17 protein-coding genes and 1 tRNA gene are annotated in these 20,408 nt (G+C 61.6%); 10 read left to right on the forward strand and 8 right to left on the reverse strand.

The window, feature by feature from the left end; translation table 11 throughout:
• Positions 1–37: 37 nt before the first annotated feature.
• Entirely contained in the window at positions 38–1,411 is a 1,374-nt protein-coding gene (locus tag FME68_RS10790; protein ID WP_158397544.1) for a DUF418 domain-containing protein, read from the reverse strand.
• Positions 1,412–1,444: 33 nt separating this feature from the next.
• On the reverse strand, positions 1,445–2,977 hold the full coding sequence (locus FME68_RS10795) for an adenylate/guanylate cyclase domain-containing protein (RefSeq protein WP_158397545.1): 1,533 nt from the start codon (positions 2,975–2,977) through the stop codon (positions 1,445–1,447).
• On the opposite strand from FME68_RS10795, the gene FME68_RS10800 reads away from it, so the two are divergent.
• From FME68_RS10800 to FME68_RS10810, 3 genes are all read left to right on the forward strand, one after another.
• Positions 2,976–4,223 carry a DNA polymerase III subunit delta' gene (locus FME68_RS10800; RefSeq protein ID WP_158397546.1) on the forward strand — a complete coding sequence of 416 codons (1,248 nt, stop codon included), beginning with the start codon at positions 2,976–2,978 and terminating at the stop codon, positions 4,221–4,223. The genes FME68_RS10795 and FME68_RS10800 overlap by 2 nt on opposite strands.
• A 103-nt stretch (positions 4,224–4,326) precedes the next feature.
• A tRNA-Thr gene (locus FME68_RS10805) sits at positions 4,327–4,402 on the forward strand.
• 283 nt (positions 4,403–4,685) lie between these two features.
• A complete protein-coding gene (locus tag FME68_RS10810) occupies positions 4,686–5,468 on the forward strand; it encodes a DUF1963 domain-containing protein (RefSeq protein WP_230308980.1) in 783 nt (260 codons plus the stop codon).
• A 50-nt stretch (positions 5,469–5,518) separates the two neighbouring features.
• Here FME68_RS10810 and FME68_RS10815 read toward each other — a convergent pair whose 3' ends face one another.
• Positions 5,519–5,974 carry a DUF4442 domain-containing protein gene (locus tag FME68_RS10815; RefSeq protein ID WP_102234635.1) on the reverse strand — a complete coding sequence of 152 codons (456 nt, stop codon included), beginning with the start codon at positions 5,972–5,974 and terminating at the stop codon, positions 5,519–5,521.
• A 164-nt stretch (positions 5,975–6,138) separates the two neighbouring features.
• Positions 6,139–7,377 (reverse strand): MFS transporter, encoded by a 1,239-nt coding sequence (locus FME68_RS10820; RefSeq protein WP_102234641.1) that lies wholly within the window; start codon positions 7,375–7,377, stop codon positions 6,139–6,141.
• A gap of 246 nt (positions 7,378–7,623) precedes the next feature.
• Here FME68_RS10820 and FME68_RS10825 point away from each other — a divergent pair, with 246 nt between their 5' ends.
• The 4 genes from FME68_RS10825 to nagE all read left to right on the forward strand — a co-directional run bounded on the left by FME68_RS10825 (position 7,624) and on the right by nagE (position 12,809).
• A complete protein-coding gene (locus FME68_RS10825; RefSeq protein ID WP_158397547.1) occupies positions 7,624–8,502 on the forward strand; it encodes a poly(ethylene terephthalate) hydrolase family protein in 879 nt (292 codons plus the stop codon).
• 176 nt (positions 8,503–8,678) lie between these two features.
• A complete protein-coding gene (locus tag FME68_RS10830) occupies positions 8,679–9,839 on the forward strand; it encodes an N-acetylglucosamine-6-phosphate deacetylase (protein WP_158397548.1) in 1,161 nt (386 codons plus the stop codon).
• A gap of 42 nt (positions 9,840–9,881) precedes the next feature.
• Entirely contained in the window at positions 9,882–10,661 is a 780-nt protein-coding gene (gene nagB / locus FME68_RS10835; protein ID WP_158397549.1) for a glucosamine-6-phosphate deaminase, read from the forward strand.
• Positions 10,662–10,703: 42 nt separating this feature from the next.
• Positions 10,704–12,809 carry an N-acetylglucosamine-specific PTS transporter subunit IIBC gene (gene nagE, locus FME68_RS10840; protein WP_158397550.1) on the forward strand — a complete coding sequence of 702 codons (2,106 nt, stop codon included), beginning with the start codon at positions 10,704–10,706 and terminating at the stop codon, positions 12,807–12,809.
• A gap of 178 nt (positions 12,810–12,987) precedes the next feature.
• Here nagE and FME68_RS10845 read toward each other — a convergent pair whose 3' ends face one another.
• On the reverse strand, positions 12,988–14,661 hold the full coding sequence (locus tag FME68_RS10845; RefSeq protein WP_158397551.1) for an acyl-CoA synthetase: 1,674 nt from the start codon (positions 14,659–14,661) through the stop codon (positions 12,988–12,990).
• A 175-nt stretch (positions 14,662–14,836) separates the two neighbouring features.
• On the opposite strand from FME68_RS10845, the gene FME68_RS10850 reads away from it, so the two are divergent.
• The 3 genes from FME68_RS10850 to FME68_RS10860 all read left to right on the forward strand — a co-directional run bounded on the left by FME68_RS10850 (position 14,837) and on the right by FME68_RS10860 (position 17,506).
• On the forward strand, positions 14,837–15,652 hold the full coding sequence (locus FME68_RS10850) for a GDSL-type esterase/lipase family protein (protein WP_049157617.1): 816 nt from the start codon (positions 14,837–14,839) through the stop codon (positions 15,650–15,652).
• 66 nt (positions 15,653–15,718) lie between these two features.
• Positions 15,719–16,870, forward strand: coding sequence for an S-(hydroxymethyl)mycothiol dehydrogenase (locus tag FME68_RS10855; RefSeq protein ID WP_158397552.1), 1,152 nt, complete (start codon positions 15,719–15,721; stop codon positions 16,868–16,870).
• The gene (locus FME68_RS10860) at positions 16,871–17,506 is read left to right on the forward strand and encodes an MBL fold metallo-hydrolase (protein ID WP_049157613.1); all 636 of its coding nucleotides are present in this window, start codon (positions 16,871–16,873) and stop codon (positions 17,504–17,506) included.
• Here the strand turns inward: FME68_RS10860 and FME68_RS10865 are convergent.
• From FME68_RS10865 to rfbA, 3 genes are all read right to left on the reverse strand, one after another.
• The gene (locus FME68_RS10865) at positions 17,503–18,297 is read right to left on the reverse strand and encodes a cytochrome c biogenesis CcdA family protein (RefSeq protein ID WP_049157611.1); all 795 of its coding nucleotides are present in this window, start codon (positions 18,295–18,297) and stop codon (positions 17,503–17,505) included. The two genes, FME68_RS10860 and FME68_RS10865, sit on opposite strands and share 4 nt — an antisense overlap.
• An 81-nt stretch (positions 18,298–18,378) precedes the next feature.
• Positions 18,379–19,248 carry a DsbA family protein gene (locus tag FME68_RS10870; protein ID WP_158397553.1) on the reverse strand — a complete coding sequence of 290 codons (870 nt, stop codon included), beginning with the start codon at positions 19,246–19,248 and terminating at the stop codon, positions 18,379–18,381.
• 177 nt (positions 19,249–19,425) lie between these two features.
• On the reverse strand, positions 19,426–20,292 hold the full coding sequence (gene rfbA, locus FME68_RS10875) for a glucose-1-phosphate thymidylyltransferase RfbA (protein ID WP_158397554.1): 867 nt from the start codon (positions 20,290–20,292) through the stop codon (positions 19,426–19,428).
• Between the last annotated feature and the right edge of the window lie 116 nt (positions 20,293–20,408).

Genomic DNA, 20,408 nt, shown 5'->3' on the forward strand with positions numbered 1-20,408 from the left:
CGCGCCAACCAGGCCACGCAAGGGATTAGCCACGGCGCTAACCTGCTTCTGGCCTCTGAGGCGCTGACGGTCCTGAACCCGGCTGAGCAGCGCCAGGATGCGGGCCCGCGTGGCCGAGTCCTGGATGCGGCGCAGTCGGCGGCGCAGACGGTAGGCCTGGTGCTGCTGGTGGATGGGCTGGCGCGGAAGGCGCGGGGTTAGGCGCAGCACCTAATTCCGGGCGCATCGTCTTGCCATAGGACAAGCGGCGGTGCACCCACTCGAAGGGCCCGGGCTTTCCTGCGGCCTCGAGCGCACAGGCAATGAGAAGCGTGGCCAGCCACACGCCGGCGGCCAGCGCTGCCTGGCCTGCGGCGCTGAACTCAGGGCCAATGTTGAGGGTGAAGGGGTAAACCAGCGCCAGGAAGAACACGGACTGCAGCACGTAGCCGGTCATGGAACGCTTGCCCAGCGCAATAAGCGGCCACAGGAACCACGGGCGCGCACCGCGGCGCTGCAGCGGTTCTAGGGCAAGTGTCGCCGCCGCCACGATGCCCGGCCCGGTGAGCATACCGATGCAGCTATTCGCTGCGTTGAGGGGATCCGCTAGTGCTGGATCCAGTACCCCAATCGTCGACAAGCCCCAGGGCAGCCCGAGGAAAAGGATGATGGCTAAGGCCACCAGGGTCCATGCCCACAGCTCGCGCCGATGACCCCCGGCTAAGGTTCCGCGGCGCGCCCACACGAAGCCCACGAGCATCACCGGCAGGACCATGGCGCCGGTTAGGGGAATGGACATCAGTTGGGCGCCGGCCATGATGGCCTGCTCACCCAGCAGCTCCCAGTAGGACTCGGCGGCAGTAAAGCCGCTGAAATCGAATTCTGAGGTATCGATGAACGCGGCCCCAATGCCCATTCCGATGCCCGACACAACCAGTAGCGCACAGAGCCCATAGGCCACGCGCATGAGGAGCTTGTCGGTGAAAGAAAGTAGCAGCGCGATGAGCATGCCCATCGCGCCATAGAGGATCATGATGTCGCCGGAAAAGAGAAAGAGGCAGTGCAAGACACCGAACAGGGCGAGAAAGCCATAGCGTTTTGCCAGCACGGCCTGCGCGCGACGAAGCGGGAAACCTCGCCGCCACAAGCTCATCGCAATAAGCCCCACGCCAAAACCGAGAAGCGTGGAGAACATCGGCAGGCCGCGCACGTGGATGAACATGGCGGAAAAGACCACGTAGATTTTGTCCGCGAGCGTTTCCACGCCGCCGAAATAAGCATCGGGGCCATCGCCGTCGTTCATAATCCACGCGGTGCAGACGTTTGCCAGCGCAATGCCCAGCAGGGCCATGCCGCGGGCGACGTCGGGGACGAGGAGGCGAGGACTCGAATTCTGACGTGGCGGATGGGGCTGATGTGGCTGTTGGAGCATGGCCCCGAAGCTACCAGAATCACAAAGACTTATTTATCCGAGGGCACGCTCCGCCAAGGTCGGGCGAATCGGGCGTGCCAGCTGCGTCATGCGGCGGCGCCCGCGCAGCTCAATAGACTTCATGAGCGTCCAGCGCGCTTGCTCGGCCTCGTTAGCGCCGCGCAGCGTGGCGGAGTTCGTGAGCACCTGGCCCGGGGTGTCCTTGGCCAGCTCAGTAAGACGTGCGGCCTCATTGACGGCGTCACCAATGACGGTGTACTCAAAGCGATCCGCACCACCAATGTGGCCGGCCACCACGTGGCCCGCGGCCACGCCGATGCCTGCCTGCAGCCGCAGCCCGCGCAGTTCCTGGCGCAGCTCGCGAGCGGCCTGCAGGGCCATGGAATTAGCGTCGTAGACCGTCAGCGGGGCACCGAAGACAGCCAGGGCGGCGTCACCCTGGAACTTGTTGATGATGCCCTTGTTGCGGTGCACCACCTCAACGACGTGCTCGAAGAACTTGTTGAGCTCCTCCACGACCTCCTCCGGGGTGTGGTTGACGGCGAAGGTGGTGGAGCCGATGACGTCGATAAACAGCACTGCCACCTTGCGGTCCTCACCGCCCAGCTCCGGGCGCTCCTCCAAGGCGCGCTGTGCCACCTCAGTGCCGACATAGCGGCCGAAGATATCGCGCACGCGCTGGCGCTCACGCAGGCCGCGCATCATCTCGTTGAAGCCGGCCTGGAGAACGCCGAGCTCGGAGCCGTCGTAGATGTCCACCTGGACGTCACTCTCGCCGCGGCGCACGCGGTTGATGGCGTCCTGCAGCTCCAGGATCGGATCCACCACGCTCATCATGGCGAACATGGTGCCGATAAGCCCCGTGCCCAGCGCCGTGATGCTCAGTGCGATGATGGCGGGGATGATATCGGCGGTATCGGCGGTGAACATCCCCATCTTCTGGCCCAGGTGCACCAAGATGATGCCGATGAGCGGGATGCCGGAGGTCATGAGCCACGTGGAAAGCAGCCGGTACTTAATCGGCGGCTCCAGGGTGGAATCCTCGAAGCGGCGTGCCACGGCCTCCGCCGCCACGGGGCGCACGAGGCGCTCCGCCTGCAGGTAGGTCAAGAGCACGATGAGGCCGCCGGCCAAAGTCGCAGAAACGCCCACGACGATGGCCAGCCGCGCCGAGTGCTGGCCCGCAAGTATCACCGCCAAAAGGATGCCCACCAGCCAGACACCCGCGGCCACCCCGGCTTGGTAGAGCGGGATGCGCAGGACTAAGTTGCGCACCATGTTGGGATCATGGTCATCGGGATTGCGCTGCCAGTCCAGCACCGGCCGGAACAGCCGCAGGGTCACCGCGATGCCAATGATGACGGCGAAGGTCACGAACAACGTGCCATAGGTCCACAGATGGGGTGTGTGGGCGATGAAGTCGGAGATCTCCGGCATGGGGAGAAAGAAGACCACGAAGGTCATGATCGCAATGGCACCGATGATGTTGGAGCCAAGGACGAGCGCGGCGTACATCGGCCATTGAGTACCCCATAACCAGCGGGCGCCACGCATCAGTCTATTCATGGTTACTCACTTTAGTTATCCCAGTAGGCTAGGGCGAGTGAATACATCAAGCGTTGCAGAAAGGCTTGCCGACGCCCCCTCCGTCGCCCACACCATCCTCAGTGCTGCCCGCGCGGCACGGGGCGAAGGTGACCCGCGGGCGATGAGCCACTCCTGGCTTTTTACCGGTCCTCCCGGTGCCGGCCGCTCATTGGCCGCGCAATGCTTCGCCGCAGCACTCATGTGCACGTCTGCCGACGAGAACGGCAACCCCGGTTGCGGGCGCTGTCCCTCCTGCCAGAGCGTCTTGGCCAAGCAGGAGCACACCGACTTGGTATATGTGGATCCGCAGGAGCAGTTCATCACCGTGGGTGAGGCCCGCGAGGTTATCGGGCGCGCGGCCAGCCTGCCGAGTGTGGCGCCGTGGCGCGTGGTCATTTTTAATAAAGCCGACCGCCTTCGCAACGAGGCCGCCAACGCGCTGCTCAAAACCGTGGAGGAGCCCCCGGAGCGCACCGTCATCATCATGGTGGCGCCCTCGGAGGACCCAGAGGACTTCTCCGTCACGCTGCGCTCGCGCTGCCGGCACCTTTATATCCCGGCGCCGAGTGTGGAGGGCGTCGTCAAGCAGCTCGTCGCCGAAGGTGCTACCGAGGATGACGCGCGCCTGGCCGCCGTGACCACCCTGCGCCACGTGGGCCGTGCGCGGCACCTGGTCAACGAACCCGCCGCGCAGAAGCGCCGCGCCATGGCCATCAACCTGGCCGAGGACGTCTTCCACGGCTCCCAGGCCTTTCAATCCGTCACCGCCCTGCTGAAATTCATTGAGAAGGAAGCCAAGGACTCCCACGCGGCGGCGGAGGAGGCGGAGCGCTCCAAGATTGAACAATCCTTCGGCGTCGGCGCCAAGGGCAAGGGCGCGACGAAGGCGCAGCGCGACGCCCGCAGTGCCCTGAAGGATATGGAAGAGCTCCACAAGAAGCGCGCTAAACGACGCATCTCCGACGGCCTCGACATCGCCCTCGTGGATCTCGCCGGTATTTACCGCGATGCGCTCATGCTCAAAGTCGGCGCTGAGGTGGAGATGACCCACCCGGACTTCGCGGGCCTGGCGGGCGAACTTGCCCAGCGCGTGAGTGAAGATGGCTTGCTGGCCGCCCAGTCCGCCATTCGCACCTGCCGCGAGCAGCTGCCGCAGAACGTCACCCCGCAGGTGGCTTTCGATGGCATGGTGGGCCGCCTGCGCCTGGCCTGCGGTACGCGCTAACCTGCAGCATGTGCTGTGCGTGCCCCACATCAAGCGGCCCGATTTCTTTCTCAGGCCCGGCCTAGGCTAAACTCTCACGCGGTGCATATACACACTGCATCGTGCCGCCTTAGCTCAGTCGGTAGAGCATCTCACTCGTAATGAGAAGGTCGCGAGTTCGATTCTCGCAGGCGGCTCCACGTCCCCATATACATAATGCCCTTCTCTAGTCTTCACGTTAGAGGAAGGGTGCTTCTTTTTGGCTCCAGGATATCTGCGGGGGTCAGCGTTTTCCCTTACAGTTGCTAGCGTGACCGACTTCGATACCGCCTATGCCCTGAAGTACTCTTTCGAAAGCATCCCCACGCGCCCTGCCCTTGCGCTAAAGGAAAGCTCACGCCCCGATTCACCCACCACTTCGAAGGTATGTGGCACCCCCTACCTTCCGGAGCATGCGCCCTACCCGTATTACGACGCCGGCCCATGTTCTTCATCGCCCAGTTCAATTTCTCTGAGCTCGAGCAGCTTCCGGGGTTCCCCACGACTGGGCTTCTTCAATTATTCGTGCCTGATATTTATTCTTGGGGCGTCTGCCTGACAGTGCCGGACGAGCCGGATCTGTGTGAAGACCGAACTCCGTTCGCCAGGTATTTCGAAGACCTTTCTGCACCGCATGTGGGCGAGATGCCCGAGGAAGAGATCCTGGATTCAGGCGACCATCCAGCTCCCGATCCGCTCGAACCCGTCACGATCGATGGAGTTCGATTCGACCAGGAAGTTAATTACACCACCCACGAGTACGGTCGTACCATTATCGACCCGAAAGGTCTCCGCACCCTGCTAAGGAGAGACCGAGATTATGTGGATATTCACACGTATGAAGGAAGCCTTGTTTCGCGTTGGGTAATCGGAGGGGAGACGACTTTCGAGCAACCCAGCCGTGATGGTCAAGGATCGACGAAAGACGCGTTTGCCGCGGCAGTCGCGCGCGCAGAGCAACAGGGCTTTACTGTCGATCCTCACGCTGATGATTACCTAGAACCCATTGGCGGTGGGGATGCAAACGGATCCTCGCTCGGTGGATACGCAATCTTTTGGAACCCGATCCTTATGGATCCGGCTGATCCCCGATTTACGCTCGCGACAATAGACCAGGATGGCCCTTGCGAATGGGGTGACGCCGGGGTCGGAAACTTTTACATCCATCCCGATGACCTCGCTGCGCGCAATTTCGATCGGGTCGAATTTGCCTGGGATTGCGGATAAGACCTGTGTTGAGCATGCCGGAATAAGCCTTCAACGAACTGAAGTAGCGTTCACCTTTGCTTGCGCCGGTAGTAGACCTGGCGGCGCACATGGGCGACGACATCGCCTTCCTCATCAAGGATTTCCACGTCGAACCAATGTAGGTACTTCTCGCCGTTGGCCGTCTTTTCTTCGATGAGCGCGTAGGTCTCCTCGGGGATACGCATATCGGCGGTGACCGTGCCGCGGCCGGGCTTCAGGTACTTAATCTCACCAGCGGCATCCCAGATGCGGTACTCCTTGCCTAGACGGTGCATGGAGGCGAGCATGAAGAACGGATCCGTCATGGCGGACAGCGTGCCGCCGAAGGCAACACCCATGGCGTTCTTGGTCAACATGTTTGGCTTGTGGCTGACCACGACGCGGGTTCCATCATCAGCGAATTCTTGGATCTTGATGCCAGCGCCCAAGAAAGGCGGCCAGAATCCCATAAAGCGCTTGAGCTGGCGTGCAGAAAAGTGGGCCATGAGGATAGCTCCGTGTAAGTGGTGGGGCAGGTGGGCTAAATGGCGTCAACTCTACCGTTGCGGGATAGGGGATAGTTTCGTTCCGTGGCGTGCCGGTTGTCATGGCTGCATTTTTGCTAAATCTCCAGATAACTGGCGAAGTAGATTTATTGCAGAATTAAATGCTATTTGCCGTCGTTGTCTTGGTCACCGGAGGCACCGTACATGGTGGTCTTCAGAGTTGGTCCCGCAGTGAGGATAGAGGTGCCAAACCCTGATACGACAAGGGCCGCAGCTGGGCCAATGGCACTTACAACAGGTGCCCCGATGATGTATCCAATAAGCATTGCGGAGCTGTTAATTGAACCCATCGTAGAAAGGGCTTTAGGTTTCACTTCATCAGGTACGGATCCGACAACGACTATTCGTAGTGCGGCCACCTGAGCGGCATTGCAGACTCCGCCCAGGAGGAAGCATGGGATGCAGAGCCACAGTGAGGGAAATAGTCCAGGTAAAGCTATGAAGCACCCCATAGCGAATCCTGCCCCGGCCAGGACCTTCCCAGCGTTCTGTGAGTGAAGGCGAGCTGAAAGCCGTGCGCCAAAAATGCGGCCCACGATAAATGCTTGGGCAATGATGGCATATAACGTACCGCTGACGTGGAGGGTCTGTGTCGCATAGAAGACAAGCGAAACGTTGAAAATCGAGGTGCAGATAATTGCTCCCCAAATGCTGGTTAACGCGGACCGAGCGCTTCTATTCTTCAACAAAAGGGAAGGTGCTTCGAGGACCTTCTGGAGAAAACTCGGTGAAGAATCTTTGGTTTCTGAATGAAGCAGTGTTTTCGGGGGCGAGGATTTATAAAGGAAATAAAAAGCAAGCAGCGAGACCCCAACAGCGCAAGCTTCAACGAAGAGCGCTGTCTGCAAGTTTCTTTGGTCCAGTAGTAATCCACCTAAAGGCGGTCCAAGGAATCCGCCGCCAAGTCGGGCTGTATCTAAGAGGGAGAAGGCTTTTGCCTGCTGACCTTCGCCGACCTGAGAGTCAGCGATGGTGAAAATGGATGGAATTGACAGGCCGCTTAAGCATGCGGTGACGAGGTTTCCAAGAATGAGGATCAAAGGCTCTGGATAGGCCGCCATTGATAACAAGCCCAGAAGATCCAAGAAAAGCGCAGCAAGCGCAATGTGATAGCTGTTGAATTTGTTGAAGAGTGGGGCCAGAAAGGGGACTGCAAAAACTTGAGCGCAAGTACCCGAGATGAAGATGCTTGCCACCAACAGTTCGCCTTTGTTGAGTTCGGCGAAGTGGAGTGAAATCGAGAGGCTGGTCATTGACCCGCACACTGACAATAAAAAATATGTGGCGGTCAGGGTGTAGATAGATAAAAGCCCTTCGCCACCACTGTTTCTAGGGGGATGCATTTAGGCTGTAACTGTTTCGTTGCCCTGACCTCTGGACGGACCTGAACCTCCCACTATGGCTACGTCGGAAAGCGTTTCGGAGGTAAGCATTATTTCTCCCGTATGTGATGACGATTACATTCAACAAGATAATGATGTGCGACTCTCATTGCAAGGGTGTGGCGGAGTCAGGTCTTGCACTGTGTACAGGAAAAAGTAGTGCTAGCGCTAGTGACCTTCGCTCTCGTGGGAAACACAATACAGAGCATGAAAAAGCTTGTGGTTGGCATGACTGCCGTGGTGGCCGTGATTGTGGTGGCGTTTGTCGGGTTTGTGGGATTCGTGCAGTGGGTAGACGCAGACAGCGTGACCGGTGATGACGGCGTGGCAGCCGGATACAGCGCTGAGACAGGTGGCCCGCTGGAAGCGTCGTTTGCGGGCGAGGGGCCGCACGAGGTCGACGTGCGGCGCGACGGCGACGTGACCATTGCGGCACCGACGGGTGCGGGACCATTTCCGGCGGTGGTCATGGCTAATGGCACGAACACGCCGCTGAGCAGCTACCTGCCCGTGGCGGAGCACTTGGCTAGTTGGGGCTTCGTGGTCGTCGGCGATGAGACTCCCCAAACCGGAACCGGGGAGAATGTCGTGCACCTAATCGAGAGCTTGCCGGAACTGGATTCTCGCGTGGATCGATCACGGGTTGGCATTTTCGGACACTCACAGGGTGGCGCGGGCGCCATCAACGCTGCGGCCCACACGGAGGTAGCAGCTGTGTATGCGGCGAGCCCGGCCTCCCACAAGGTGGCAAAATCCAATGACTGGGACTACACCACCGCGGACGTCGAGGCACCGCTGTTCTTGATGACGAGCGATGGCCGTTCGGACCGCTGGTTTGTCAGCCCGTGGTCAGACCTAGAGGAGAACTTCGAATCAGCTGGTGGTCCGGCAATCATTGCCCGCCGCCTGGGCGCGGATCACAAGGACGTTTTAGAGTTCGGGGACGGCTATGCCACCGCGTGGTTCCGCTACATTCTGGCTGATGATCCTGATGCACGAGACGTGTTCGTTGGCGCTTCACCGGCGGGTGCCGGTGAGCTGGCGAGCAACGCGCTCTGGGACCGAGTGGCCACCCGTGGCTGGTAGTTCGCGGGGTCTTTCGCCATCCCATGCGGTGTACCGAACACGCAAAAAGCTACCTGTGCTCACACGCCTCTTTGCAGGAGGCGTGGTTCACAAAAACCGGCAGCCCTGATAAATTTCAAATGAAGTGTCAACCGGGCGGTGCCACGCCAGCCTGTACAAACAGAATCGAATGAGTTATGCAGACAAAGGCGAAAGACCACGTCGAGGGCCTCTACATTGATGAGAACTTCGAGCTGCGCGCCGGAGCCGTCACGTTCGGGGAGAACATTGAGGGCATAGTGCTTGGCGACGTCCCCGCAGCCGAGGCCGCCTGGCACGCCGGGGACCCGGATGCGTTGCTGTGGGTGCCCGGTTTCGTGGACCTGCACAACCATGGAGGCAATGGCGGGGGATTTCCCAACGGCGACTATGAGCAGTGCCTGGCCGCCGCCCGCTTCCACCGCGCGCACGGCACCACGACGTTGCTGGCCAGCTTGGTCTCCGGCACGCAGGAAGAGCTGTGTGCCCGGGCTGAGCTTTTGGCCCAGCTGGCTGAAGAAGGCGAGATCGCCGGCATCCACATGGAGGGCCCCTTCATCGCGGCGGCCAAATGCGGCGCACAGGACCCTTCGCGCATCGTGCCCGGTGACCCGGACTTCTTCCGAGCAGTCATCGCCGCGGCCCGCGGCCACCTGCGTTCGATTACCTTCGCGCCGGAAACGGAGAACGTCGACAAGCTGCTCGAAGTCTGCGCGGAGCATGGCATCATCGCCAGCCTGGGCCACACCGAGGCCGATTACGACACCACGCTGAAGGTTATCGCTAAGGCCAAGGAGCTCGGCGTCACCGTGACCGGCACGCACCTCTTCAACGCCATGCCACCTATCCACCACCGCGCGCCGGGCCCGGTAGCGGCCTTGCTCACCGCGGCGAAGGCGGGGGATGTGTCCGTTGAGCTCATCGCAGATGGTGTGCATCTTGTTGACGGCGCCGTGGACATGGTGCACAGCCACCGCGCCTTCGCCATCACTGATGCCATGGCGGCGGCCGGTATGGCCGACGGCGACTATGAATTGGGCTCCCTGCCCGTCACGGTGAGCGGGGGAGTCGCGCGCGTGCCCAGCGGCGCGATTGCGGGCGGCACGTCCACCTTGGCCCAGCAGTTCGCCAGTTTCGCTGCGCGCCATGGTCTGGGTGAGGCGGTGCGCTTTACCTCCACCACGGCAGCCGACGTGTTGGGGGAAACGAATCTAGGCCGAATCGCGGTTGGCGCTCGTGCCAATCTGGTGGGTCTCAATGCCCAGCTGGAACCGGTGCGTGTCATCGTTGGCGGTGCTGATATCCCGCTCGACCGTTAAAAATCTAGACGTTAAATAAAGAAGCAACGAGGAAGGCAGCTCATGGACATACTTATTCGCTCTACCCCCGCCGAGGTGGCCGTGGAAGCCGCGAACATTTTCGCGCATTACGCCAACGCCGGGTCCACCCTGGGCCTCGCCACGGGATCGACCCCGGTGGCGATGTACAAGGAACTCATCGCCCGCTATGAGCGCGGCGAGGTGAGCTTTGCCCGCAGCCGCGCATTCCTGCTCGATGAATACATCGGGCTGGAGCGCACCCACGAGCAGTCCTACTATTCCACCATTCGCCGCGAATTCACCAGCCACGTGGATTTCGATGATGACCTGGTAAAAAGCCCAGCTGGTGACTCCGATGACCCTGCCACCGCCGCGGCCACCTATGACAAAGCCATCCGTGATGCCGGCGGCGTGGACATCCAGCTGCTAGGCATCGGGGCCAACGGGCACGTCGGCTTTAACGAGCCTTCCAGCTCCCTGACGTCGCGCACCCACGTCACTACTCTGCACCCGCAGACCGTGAACGATAACTCCCGTTTCTTTGACACCGTGGACGAGGTGCCGCGCTTTGCCGTAACCCAAGGACTGGGAACGATCAGCGAGGCGCGTCGCCTGCTCTTGCTGGCTACCGGTAGCAACAAGGCCAATGCTGTGCGCGACATGGTGGAAGGCCCACTGTCTGCACACTGCCCGGCCTCAATCCTGCAGTTGCACCAGCACGCAACGGTGATTGTGGATGAATCCGCTGCTTCCCAGTTGGAGGACCGCGAGTACTACATTTTCGCCGACCAACATCGTCCGCACCGCCCACTCTTTTCCTAAAAACTCCATCTAATTCCTTACTAATGTGAAAGGACTCCTCGCATGAAAGTCGATGTCATGGGGCCGCTGCAGCGGCTCGGAAAAGCGCTTATGGGAGCTGTGGCGGTGCTGCCCGTCGCGGCGATCCTCTGCGGTGTTGGTTACTGGATCTCCAGCGCCGCCGGCCCGGATAACCTCGCCGCGCAGCTGCTGATTAGCTCCGGCGACGCGGTCCTGGCCAACCTGGGCTGGATCTTCGCCATCGCCATTTCCTTCGGCCTGGCCAAGGATTCCAACGGCGCCGCAGCACTATCTGGCTTCCTGGCCTTTGCCACGTTCATGAAACTGCTGGGCCCCGACGCCGTGGCCGGCTACCGCGGCATCGAAGACCCCACCGCGCTGACCGGCGATGAGGCGCTGGAATGGGCCGCGGAAGGCTGGAATGCTGTGGGCGGCGGCAACGTCCTCTTCGGCATCCTCGCCGGCATCATGGCGGCCTGGGTATATAACCGTTTCCACGGCACCAAGCTGCCGGACTTCCTCGCCTTCTTCTCTGGCCGGCGCCTCGTGCCGATCCTTACCGCGATCTTCGCCATGGTTGTCTCCGGCATCCTCTACTTTGTGTGGCCGTTCATCTACAACGCGCTGTTCAACTTCGGTACCTCCATCCAGGGCCTGGGTGCGGCGGGTGCCGGTATTTACGGCGTGGCTAACCGCCTGCTCATCCCGACCGGTCTGCACCACGCGCTGAATTCCGTCTTCTGGTTCGACGTCATCGGTATCAACGACATCGGTAACTTCCAGGCCGGCCAGGCCACCATCGACGCCGCCGCGGCCGCGACCTCTGCTGCGGACTGCCCGGGCATTTGGGCGAACGGCCAGTGCACGGTCGAGGGCGTCGTGGGCCGCTATCAAGCGGGCTTCTTCCCAGTCATGATGTTCGGCCTGCCGGGCGCGGCACTTGCCATGTACCTGCGCGCGGATAAGAGCAAGCGCAAGGTCGTCGGCTCGCTCATGGCCGCTGGCGCCCTGGCCTCCTTCTTCACCGGCGTGACCGAGCCGCTGGAGTTCTCCTTCATGTTCGTCGCTCCGCTGCTCTACGTGGTGCACGCGCTACTGATGGGCCTGTCCGTCTTCATCGCCTCCGCCATGGAGTGGACCGCCGGCTTCGGTTTCTCCGCCGGTTTCGTGGATATGCTGCTCTCCTCCCAGAACCCGCTGGCCAACAAGTGGTACATGCTGCTGGTCATGGGCGTAGGCTTCTTCTTCCTCTACTTCGTCATCTTCTACTTCCTCATCGGCTGGCTGAACCTGAAGACGCCGGGCCGCGGCGAGGATGAGGCCGACGACGCGGCGGATTCCGTCAGCGGTGATGACAAGACCGCAGCCGATGCCGCGCGCATCATCGAAGGCCTCGGCGGCAAGGACAACATTGACTCCCTGGACTACTGCACCACGCGCCTGCGCGTGGGGGTCAAGGAGCGCGCGCTTGTCGACGATTCCCTGATCAAACGCGCCTCCGTCTCCGGCGTCATCCACCCCTCCGAGAAGAGCGTCCAGGTCATCGTGGGGCCGACCGTACAGTTCATGTACGACGAGGTCAGCCACCAGCTGCGCCACGGTTCTCCGGTCCTGGCCACTGCTGGCGCTGCGAGCGCGGCTGGAGCTGCGGGTGTTGCAGACAGTGTGCCGGCCAGCGCCGGCGTCGACGTGCGCGCCCCGTTCGCCGGAGACGTCGTCGAGCTCTCCCAGGTCCCGGATGCGTCCTTTGCACAGGGCATGGTGGGCGAAGGCTTCGCCGTTATGCCTGAAACCGTCGATGCCTTCGACGTCTGCGCTCCGGTAGACGGCACCATCACCATGGTCTTCAAGACGGGCCATGCCTTCGGCATGCAGACCGCGGATGGGCTGGACCTGCTCATTCACATCGGCATCGACACCGTGGAGCTCAAGGGCGAAGGTTTCACGGCCCTGGCCAAGAAGGGCGATACCGTCACCGCCGGCACGCCGATCATCGCGGTGGAGGCGCAGAAGCTGCGCGAGCGCGGCGTCAACCTCATCACCCCGGTGGTGTGCCCGACGGCCAAGCAAGTCGCTGGTGTCGACATCGCCCGCGAGGGTCATGTCCAACCGGGCGAGGTTGCGGCCACCGTCAAGCGCAGCAACTAACCTGATTCGGCCCATCTCAAGGGATGGGCCGGCGGGGCCAAATCCCAGATATAAAAACTGCCCGAGTTGCCAAAAACAACGTTGCTCCCTGCGGTGAGGAGCGAAGGTTTTGGCAACTCGGGCAGTTGTGGCTCGGAGGGCCCTATTTCAGCCGGGAAATCTGGAGTGAAGAAGCCGGCTAGTCGGTATTGCTCAGCAGGCGCGGCACCACCTTGCCCGTGGCATTGCGCGGCAGCTTGTCCAGGAAGTGGACATCGCGCGGCACGGAATGGTCGGCGAGGTTCTCGCGGACCCAGGTGCGGATGGCGTCGGCAGTCACGGTGTTGCCCAAGGAATCGCGCGTGGTCACGGCCCACACGGCGATGCGCTGGAAGGTGGTTTCATCCTCCACACCGCCGGCATGCACTTCCGCGATGCCCGGCATGGTTTCAAGCACCTCCGTCACCGACTGCGGGTGCACGTTCTCGCCGCCGACGATGATCATGTCATCGGCGCGGCCCACCACGTGCAGGTAGCCCTCGGGGTCGATATAGCCCAAGTCACCGATGGAGATGAGGCCATCAACCTTGTTGAGCGGAATCTTCGGGTTGGTATAGCCAATGAGCGCGGTGGAGTTGGTCAGATAGATTTCGCCGACCTCGCCGCGCGGGACTTCTTTGCCATCCTCATCGAGGATGCGCAGCTTCGTGCCAGAGGCAATCTTGCCGCCGATGGTCGGGTCCTTCGCCACCTCTTCCATGGTGGCCGTCGATGCCAGTGCTAGCTCCGTGGAGCCATAGACGTTGCAGAGAATCGGGCCGAAGCGCTCGTGGGTTTCTTTGACGATCTCCGGGGTCAGCGCATGTCCTGCAGAAGCAATGAACTTCAGGCTTGAGGTGTCATAGGCCGAATCTGGGTCGGCCTGCACCATCTGGCGGAAGAAAACGGGGGAGGAGAGCAGGCCATCAAGTTGGTAGCGCTGGATGTCATCGAGCGCGGCCGCCGGGTCAAAGACGCGGCGGGTGACAATGGTGTTGCGCAGGCCCAGCGCGATGTTGAGGCAGGCCCAGCCCCACGTGTGGAAGATGGAGGCGGTCATTTGCACCTTCTGGTCCCCACGCCACGGCACCGCATCCACGATGGAGGCAACCACCACGGGCAGCGTGGGCTCTGGGCGCATAATGCCCTTGGGGATGCCGGTGGTTCCGGAGGACATGAGCACGATATGTCCGTGCTTAGGCCAGGCGGGAAGCTTCTGCTTCTCGACGTCCCGCGGGTTCACCACGATTTGGTGCAGCGTCGGGGCCTCGGCCAGCTCAGCCGGGATCTCCTCGCCGGAATCATGACCAATCACGACCTGCAGTCCAGCAACGGGGCTGGGGCTAGCGCTGTCTGCGGGGGCAAGGCGGTCAACGAATTCATCGTCGATAACGAGCACGTTGATGCGGTTTTCCTCAATGCACCCGGCGAGCTGCTCAGGGGAGGAGCCAACGTTGAGTAGGAAGATGTGCGCTCCGGCATAACCTTTGGCGGCCAGCGGGGTGATAATGCCGCGGCCGTTGCGGGCCATGACGCCGAGACGGATCTCGTCGAGGCCCAGAGAGAGCAACCAGCGCGCGAAGGTCTGGGATTGTTCGCGCAGCTGGCGGTAGGTGAGGGCCCCGTCGTCGTCGATAAGCGCTAGGCGTTCTGGGCAGGTCAGGTATGCCTGCTCCACCTCGCGGGCGGTGGTGAAGCGGTAACGGGCGAGAACCGGCGCGGTGGAGAGTACTGCCCGTGGGCCGCCAGCGGGGCTAATAAGGCCGGCGCGAAAGAGGGCGGGGACAAAACGCGCGAGAGCGGCGGCATGGAAGGTGAGATCAGAAAGCTTCATAGGGTTCTCATCGTAGGGAAGGGGTAGAAGGTTACGGGGGAGGCGGCTAACGCGCCTGTTTTTAAAACGACAAATTGTTACAGTTGTTGCTATTGTTACACAAGATTAACTGCTAGCTTAGTTTAATATGGTTTCGGTTAAGAACATACCCTTTTCTTGAAAGGACATCAGTCACGTGAAGTTTACTCAGCGCATCACTGCCCTCTGCGCCTCCCTCCTCGTGGCAGTAGGCCTGTCCCAGGCTCCGCAGGCCGCCGCCGGCGAGCGAAACCTCGTCGCCTTTGGTGATTCCGTTTTGGCGGATCCGCAGCTGGATGTTTACCTCTCCTCGCGCCTCGGCTCCTCGAACCGCAATCCGAGCCTCGACTGCCCCTCTGGCAATAACTACGCCAAGCGCGTCGCGTCCAAGCTGGGCATGCCGGTGGCGGATTTCTCTTGCTCCGGTGCGGTCTCGATGTCTCAGGGTCCGCAGATGAACGCGCAGGTCGATGATGCCATCCGCCGCGGCGCGCTCAGCCCGGACACCCAGCGCGTGCTCTATGCGGGCGGCTTTAACGACACGTATAACAATGCCCAGCTTTCCGACGCCGACATGCGCGCCCGCTTTGTTGGCGCAAATGCGCCGATTATCAACAAGATTCGTGCAGCGGCCCCCAATGCCCGCATTCAGATCGTGGGTTATCCGACCATCGGCTCCGGTGACCGCTACTGCCTCCTCCACTTTGGTCCGAAGCCAGCCGATGCTACGGCCCTGCCGATGGTGCAGCGCTATGAAAACGTCACGCAGTGGATGCAGGTGGACCTAGCGCACGCGACCGGCACCGAGTTCGTGGATATGAAGCCGATGACCTGGGATCGCGGTATGTGTGCCGATGCCGATAAGCGGTTGTGGGCGGGTCTGGTGGACTTCTCTGCCGGCCCGGGCAACCTACCGCTGCATATCAATGCTCGTGGTCACGAGTTTGTGGCCAACCATCTCGCGAGCTTCTAGAAACGCGTTCTTATGACTTTAAGGCCCGGGCAACGTTGCCTGGGCCTTTCGCGTACCCTCGCGGACATGGCTGTTAATGAAAACCTAAATGAAAATAACTCCCAGCAAGGCTCGGAGGTTGTCCGCGGCGTGATTGCGCGCGCGAAGGGCGAGCCCGTCGAGACCGTGAGCATTGTTGTACCCGCTCCGGGCGAGCACGACGTCGTGGTCAAGATCCAGGCCTGCGGCGTGTGCCACACCGACCTGGCCTACCGCGATGGCGATATCGAGGATGCCTTCCCGTTCTTGCTTGGGCATGAGGCGGCGGGCGTCGTCGAGCGCGTGGGCGAGGCCGTCACCCACGTCGAGGTCGGTGACTTCGTGGTCCTGAACTGGCGCGCGGTGTGCGGCGAGTGCCGCGCTTGTAAGAAGGGTGAGCCGAAGTACTGCTTCAACACCCACAATGCGTCCGCGAAGATGACGCTCGCGGACGGGGATAAGGATGCCGGCACTGAGCTCACCCCGGCGCTCGGCATCGGCTCCTTCGCGGAGAAGACCCTGGTTCATGAAGGCCAGTGCACCAAGGTCAATCCGGAGGCAGACCCGGCCGCCGCGGGCCTGTTGGGCTGTGGCGTGATGGCAGGCTTGGGTGCTGCGGTCAACACCGGTGACGTTAAGCGAGGCGAGTCCGTCGCGGTCTTCGGCTGCGGTGGCGTCGGTATGGCGGCTATTGCCGGCGCGGTGCTGGCGGGTGCCTCGAAGGTCATCGCCGTGGACCTGGATCCGGACAAGTTGGAGCTGGCTAAGCAGTTCGGTGCTACCCACACCATCGCGGCGAAGGGCAAGTCTGAGGACGAGGTCATCGAGGCGGTCCGTGAGCTCACCGATAGCTTCGGCACCGACGTGGCTATCGATGCCGTCGGTATCCCGGCCACCACCCGCCAGGCCTTTTACTCCCGCGATCTGGCCGGCCGCATGGTCATGGTGGGCGTGCCGAACCTCACCAGCCGCTTCGACGTCCCAGCCATCGACTTCTTCGGCCGCGGCGGTTCCCTCAAGTCCTCCTGGTACGGCGACTGCCTGCCGGAGCGTGACTTCCCCATGTACGTTGACCTCTCCCTGCAGGGCCGCTTCCCGCTGCAGGACTTCGTCACCGAGCGTGTTGGCCTCGACGACGTGGAGGAGGCCTTCGCTACCATGAAGGCTGGCAAGGTACTTCGATCCGTAGTGGAGCTGTAAATGATTATCGAACAGTTTGTAACCTCAGGAAAGTTCCGCCTGGATGGCGGTGAGTGGGACGTGGACAATAACGTCTACATCCTGGCCGCAGGCGGCGCGTCAAGCGACGCCGAGTGCTACATCGTCGATCCTTCCCACGACGCCGAGCGCGTCATCGACGAGGTAGGAAAGCGCACCGTCAAGGGCGTTATCCTCACCCACGCGCACAACGACCACTGCGAGCTCGCCCCCCAGGTGGCTGAGCACTTCGGTGTGTCCGTGTACCTGCACCCGGATGACCGTCCCCTGTGGGAGGAAACCCACGAGGATGCGACCTTCGTGCCGCTGGAGGATAACCAGCTATTCACCGTGGGTGATAGTGACTTCGTGGTCTTCCACACGCCTGGTCACTCGCCAGGGTGCGTGGTGCTCTACATCGCGGACGAAGCCACGCTTCTGTCGGGAGATACCCTCTTCAACGGCGGGCCCGGCGCCACCGGCCGCAAGTACTCCGACTTCGACGTCATCATCGAGTCCCTGCGCAACCGAGTGCTGAACCTTCCCCCGGAGACCCGCGTCCTGCCGGGGCACGGCGACGAGACCACCATTGGTGCTGAGGCTGCGCGTATCGACGAATACATCGCACGCGGCTACTAGGCCGGGGTGCGGGCAGCCTTGATGCCTGCCACCACCGTGGCGGCAAGTGAGAGCCCGAACCATACCCATGCGTCCGCTACGCCCGCGCTGAAAGCGCGGGCTTTTTCTTGCACCGCGAACTGCGCATCCGTGCTCAAGACTGCGGGCAAGGTTGCGGTGCCATAGCTGGCAATGAATAGCGCGCCGATGAGCACGAAAAACGCGCCCGACACAATGGACAAGGTGTTCGTGCGCACGGGGCCGAGGACCACCTCGCGTCCGCGCAGCCAGGACCACGAGCCCACATTGAGGCGCTCCCACAGCGCCGCCAGAACAAAGAGCGGTGCGGCCATGCCAGCGGCATACGCCACCATGATGATCCCGCCGTAGAGTGCGCTGCCGGATGCGGCTGCAGTGGTGAGCACAGCACCTAAGAGTGGGCCCGCGCAAAAGCCCGCGAAGCCATAGACCGCGCCGAGCAGAAACACCTTTCCCCTCGCCTTACCGGACAGGGTATCCATACCGGGGATGCGGAAACCACCGCCCAAGGCAGTAAAGATCCCCAGCGCGATGATGATCCAGCCCGCCACCGTGATGACCTGGCCGCGGTATTGCGCGAGGATTGCAGCCAGACCCATGCCGATGGGAACGAGCGTGGTGCACAGGCCTAAGAAAAAGACCAGGGTTTTCAGCAGCAGCTGGCGCTGCGATTCAAAAGCATAGGCAAAGAAGGCTGGCACCAACAGCGCTGAGCAGGGGCTGATCAAAGTCAGCACACCGGCGATGACGGCGCCAAAAACTCCGATACTCATACGCTCACCCCCACTGCATAGCCGCCTAAGAACGCGGTCAGAACCACGAGCGCGATGAAGATCCACACGATGAGTGGCGGCTTATCCATTGGCCGCCTTGCCTAGCTGTTCCCGGATGGTCTGCTCAAAGACTTCCGGTGGCTGCGCGCCACCAATGAACTGATCCCCCACCACGAAGGCCGGGGTGCCCGTAATACCAATCTGGGAGGCGTAGCTGGTGGCCTTCTCGATGACCTCGGTGTAGGTATCATCCGTGGCCTGCTGGCGGAACTTATCCAAGTCCGCAACGCCAGCCTTCTCGGCGAACTTCATGAAGTCCTCGATGCCGAATTCTGGGTGACCACTGATGTCCTTGCTAGCGGTGTAGAGCTCGTGCTTGAACTCCTGGAACTTGCCCTGTGCTGCGGCAGCGCGCCCGGCCTTGGCAGCCTCGACGGCGGCAGGGCCGTTGACGGGGAAGTCATTCCACTCGATGCGCACCAGACCCTTCTCCACGTACTTCTTGAGGAGGTCTGGCTCGGTGACGTTGGCGTGGCGGGAGCAGAACGGGCACTCGAAATCGGAGAACTCCGAAATCACCACGGGTGCATCCACCGCTCCCACGGCGAAAGGATCATCCTCCTTCTTGCGGTGCACCACCGTGATATCGCCGCTCTTGGTGTCACCGCCGGGGCCGAACACCATCGGGTCACCCTTCCCGTCGGAGAATTTCGTGCCGGGCGTGGCCTTGTCAGCATCCTTTGCCAAATCTTCGGTGGGCGCCGCGCTCGTCGCGGTCTCCTGCGCCGCTTGAGTCCCGGCATCGCCGGAAGAATTGCGCTCTGCCAGAAGGAAGCCGATGATGACGGCCAGAATGACAACGAGCACCAACAGGCCCCACGCCACGGGGCTGATGGTGGATAGCGCTGATTTCTTGGGATCGCTGGTGGGGCGAGAGGATGAAGTAGGCATGCGATTACCTTAACGCGTCTAGGCCCGTTTGGGTGATGGCGGCTCCGGACGCTGGGCGGGGAGGCTTAAGCACGTCCTGAAACTGGGCGGAGAGGCTTAAGCAAGTACCGATCGATCAAATTAGGTCCCAGATCCCGTGGATTTTCGGTCCTTATTTGATCGATATGTACCTCGAGCTCAACTCTCTTGGGCAGCGGCCAGGAGATAGCGGCCATAGCCGGACTTCAGGAGGGGCTCGGCCAGCTCAGTGAGTGCGGCGGCATCGATGAAGCCCTCCTCGAAGGCGGCAACCTCCGGCGAGCCGATGACGGTGCCGGTGCGCTTCTGCATCACCTCCACGTAGGCTGAGGCCTCACTCATGGAGTCCACCGTGCCGGTATCCAACCAGACGTCACCGCGCTGCATGCGTTTGACGCGCAGCTGCCCGCGGCGCAGGTATTCCTCGTTGACGGCAGTGATTTCTAACTCCCCGCGTGCACTGGGAGTGATCGACTTGGCAATCTCTACCACGGAGTTGTCATAGAAATACAAGCCCACCACTGCGTGGTTGGATTTAGGCGCGGCGGGCTTTTCCTCGATGGACAGGGCCTGGCCAGACTCATCAAACTCGACAACGCCATAGCGCTGCGGATCGGAAACCTCGTAGGCAAAGATGATGCCGCCGCCCGGGTGGCTGCACTCATTCAGCGCCGTGGAGAAGCCGTGGCCGTCAAAGATGTTGTCACCCAAGACGAGGGCCACGTCATCATCAGCGATGAAGTCTTCCGCGATGAGGAAGGCCTGCGCCAAACCTTCGGGCCGGGGTTGGACCGCATAGTGCAGCATGAGGCCTAGTTGGGAGCCGTCGCCAAGCAGGCGTTGGAAGGCGGCCTGGTCTTCTGGGGTGGTGATGATGAGGATCTCGCGGATACCGGCCTGGATCAGGGTGGTCAGGGGATAGTAGACCATCGGCTTGTCATAGATGGGCATGAGCTGCTTCGAGATGCCCTTGGTGATGGGGTAGAGGCGGGTCCCAGAACCGCCTGCGAGAATGATGCCCTTCATGGGCTTCAAGCTTAACGGAGGGGTCCCGCGCCGGGGTGCGGCGGCGCGGGCTGGCGAACATAACACTTAACTTCCCACTCAACATAACACCTGGGAAGCTAAGTGTTATGTTAAGC

Origin of the sequence: Corynebacterium hiratae (assembly GCF_009708045.1) — a bacterium.
Classification (GTDB): domain Bacteria; phylum Actinomycetota; class Actinomycetes; order Mycobacteriales; family Mycobacteriaceae; genus Corynebacterium; species Corynebacterium hiratae.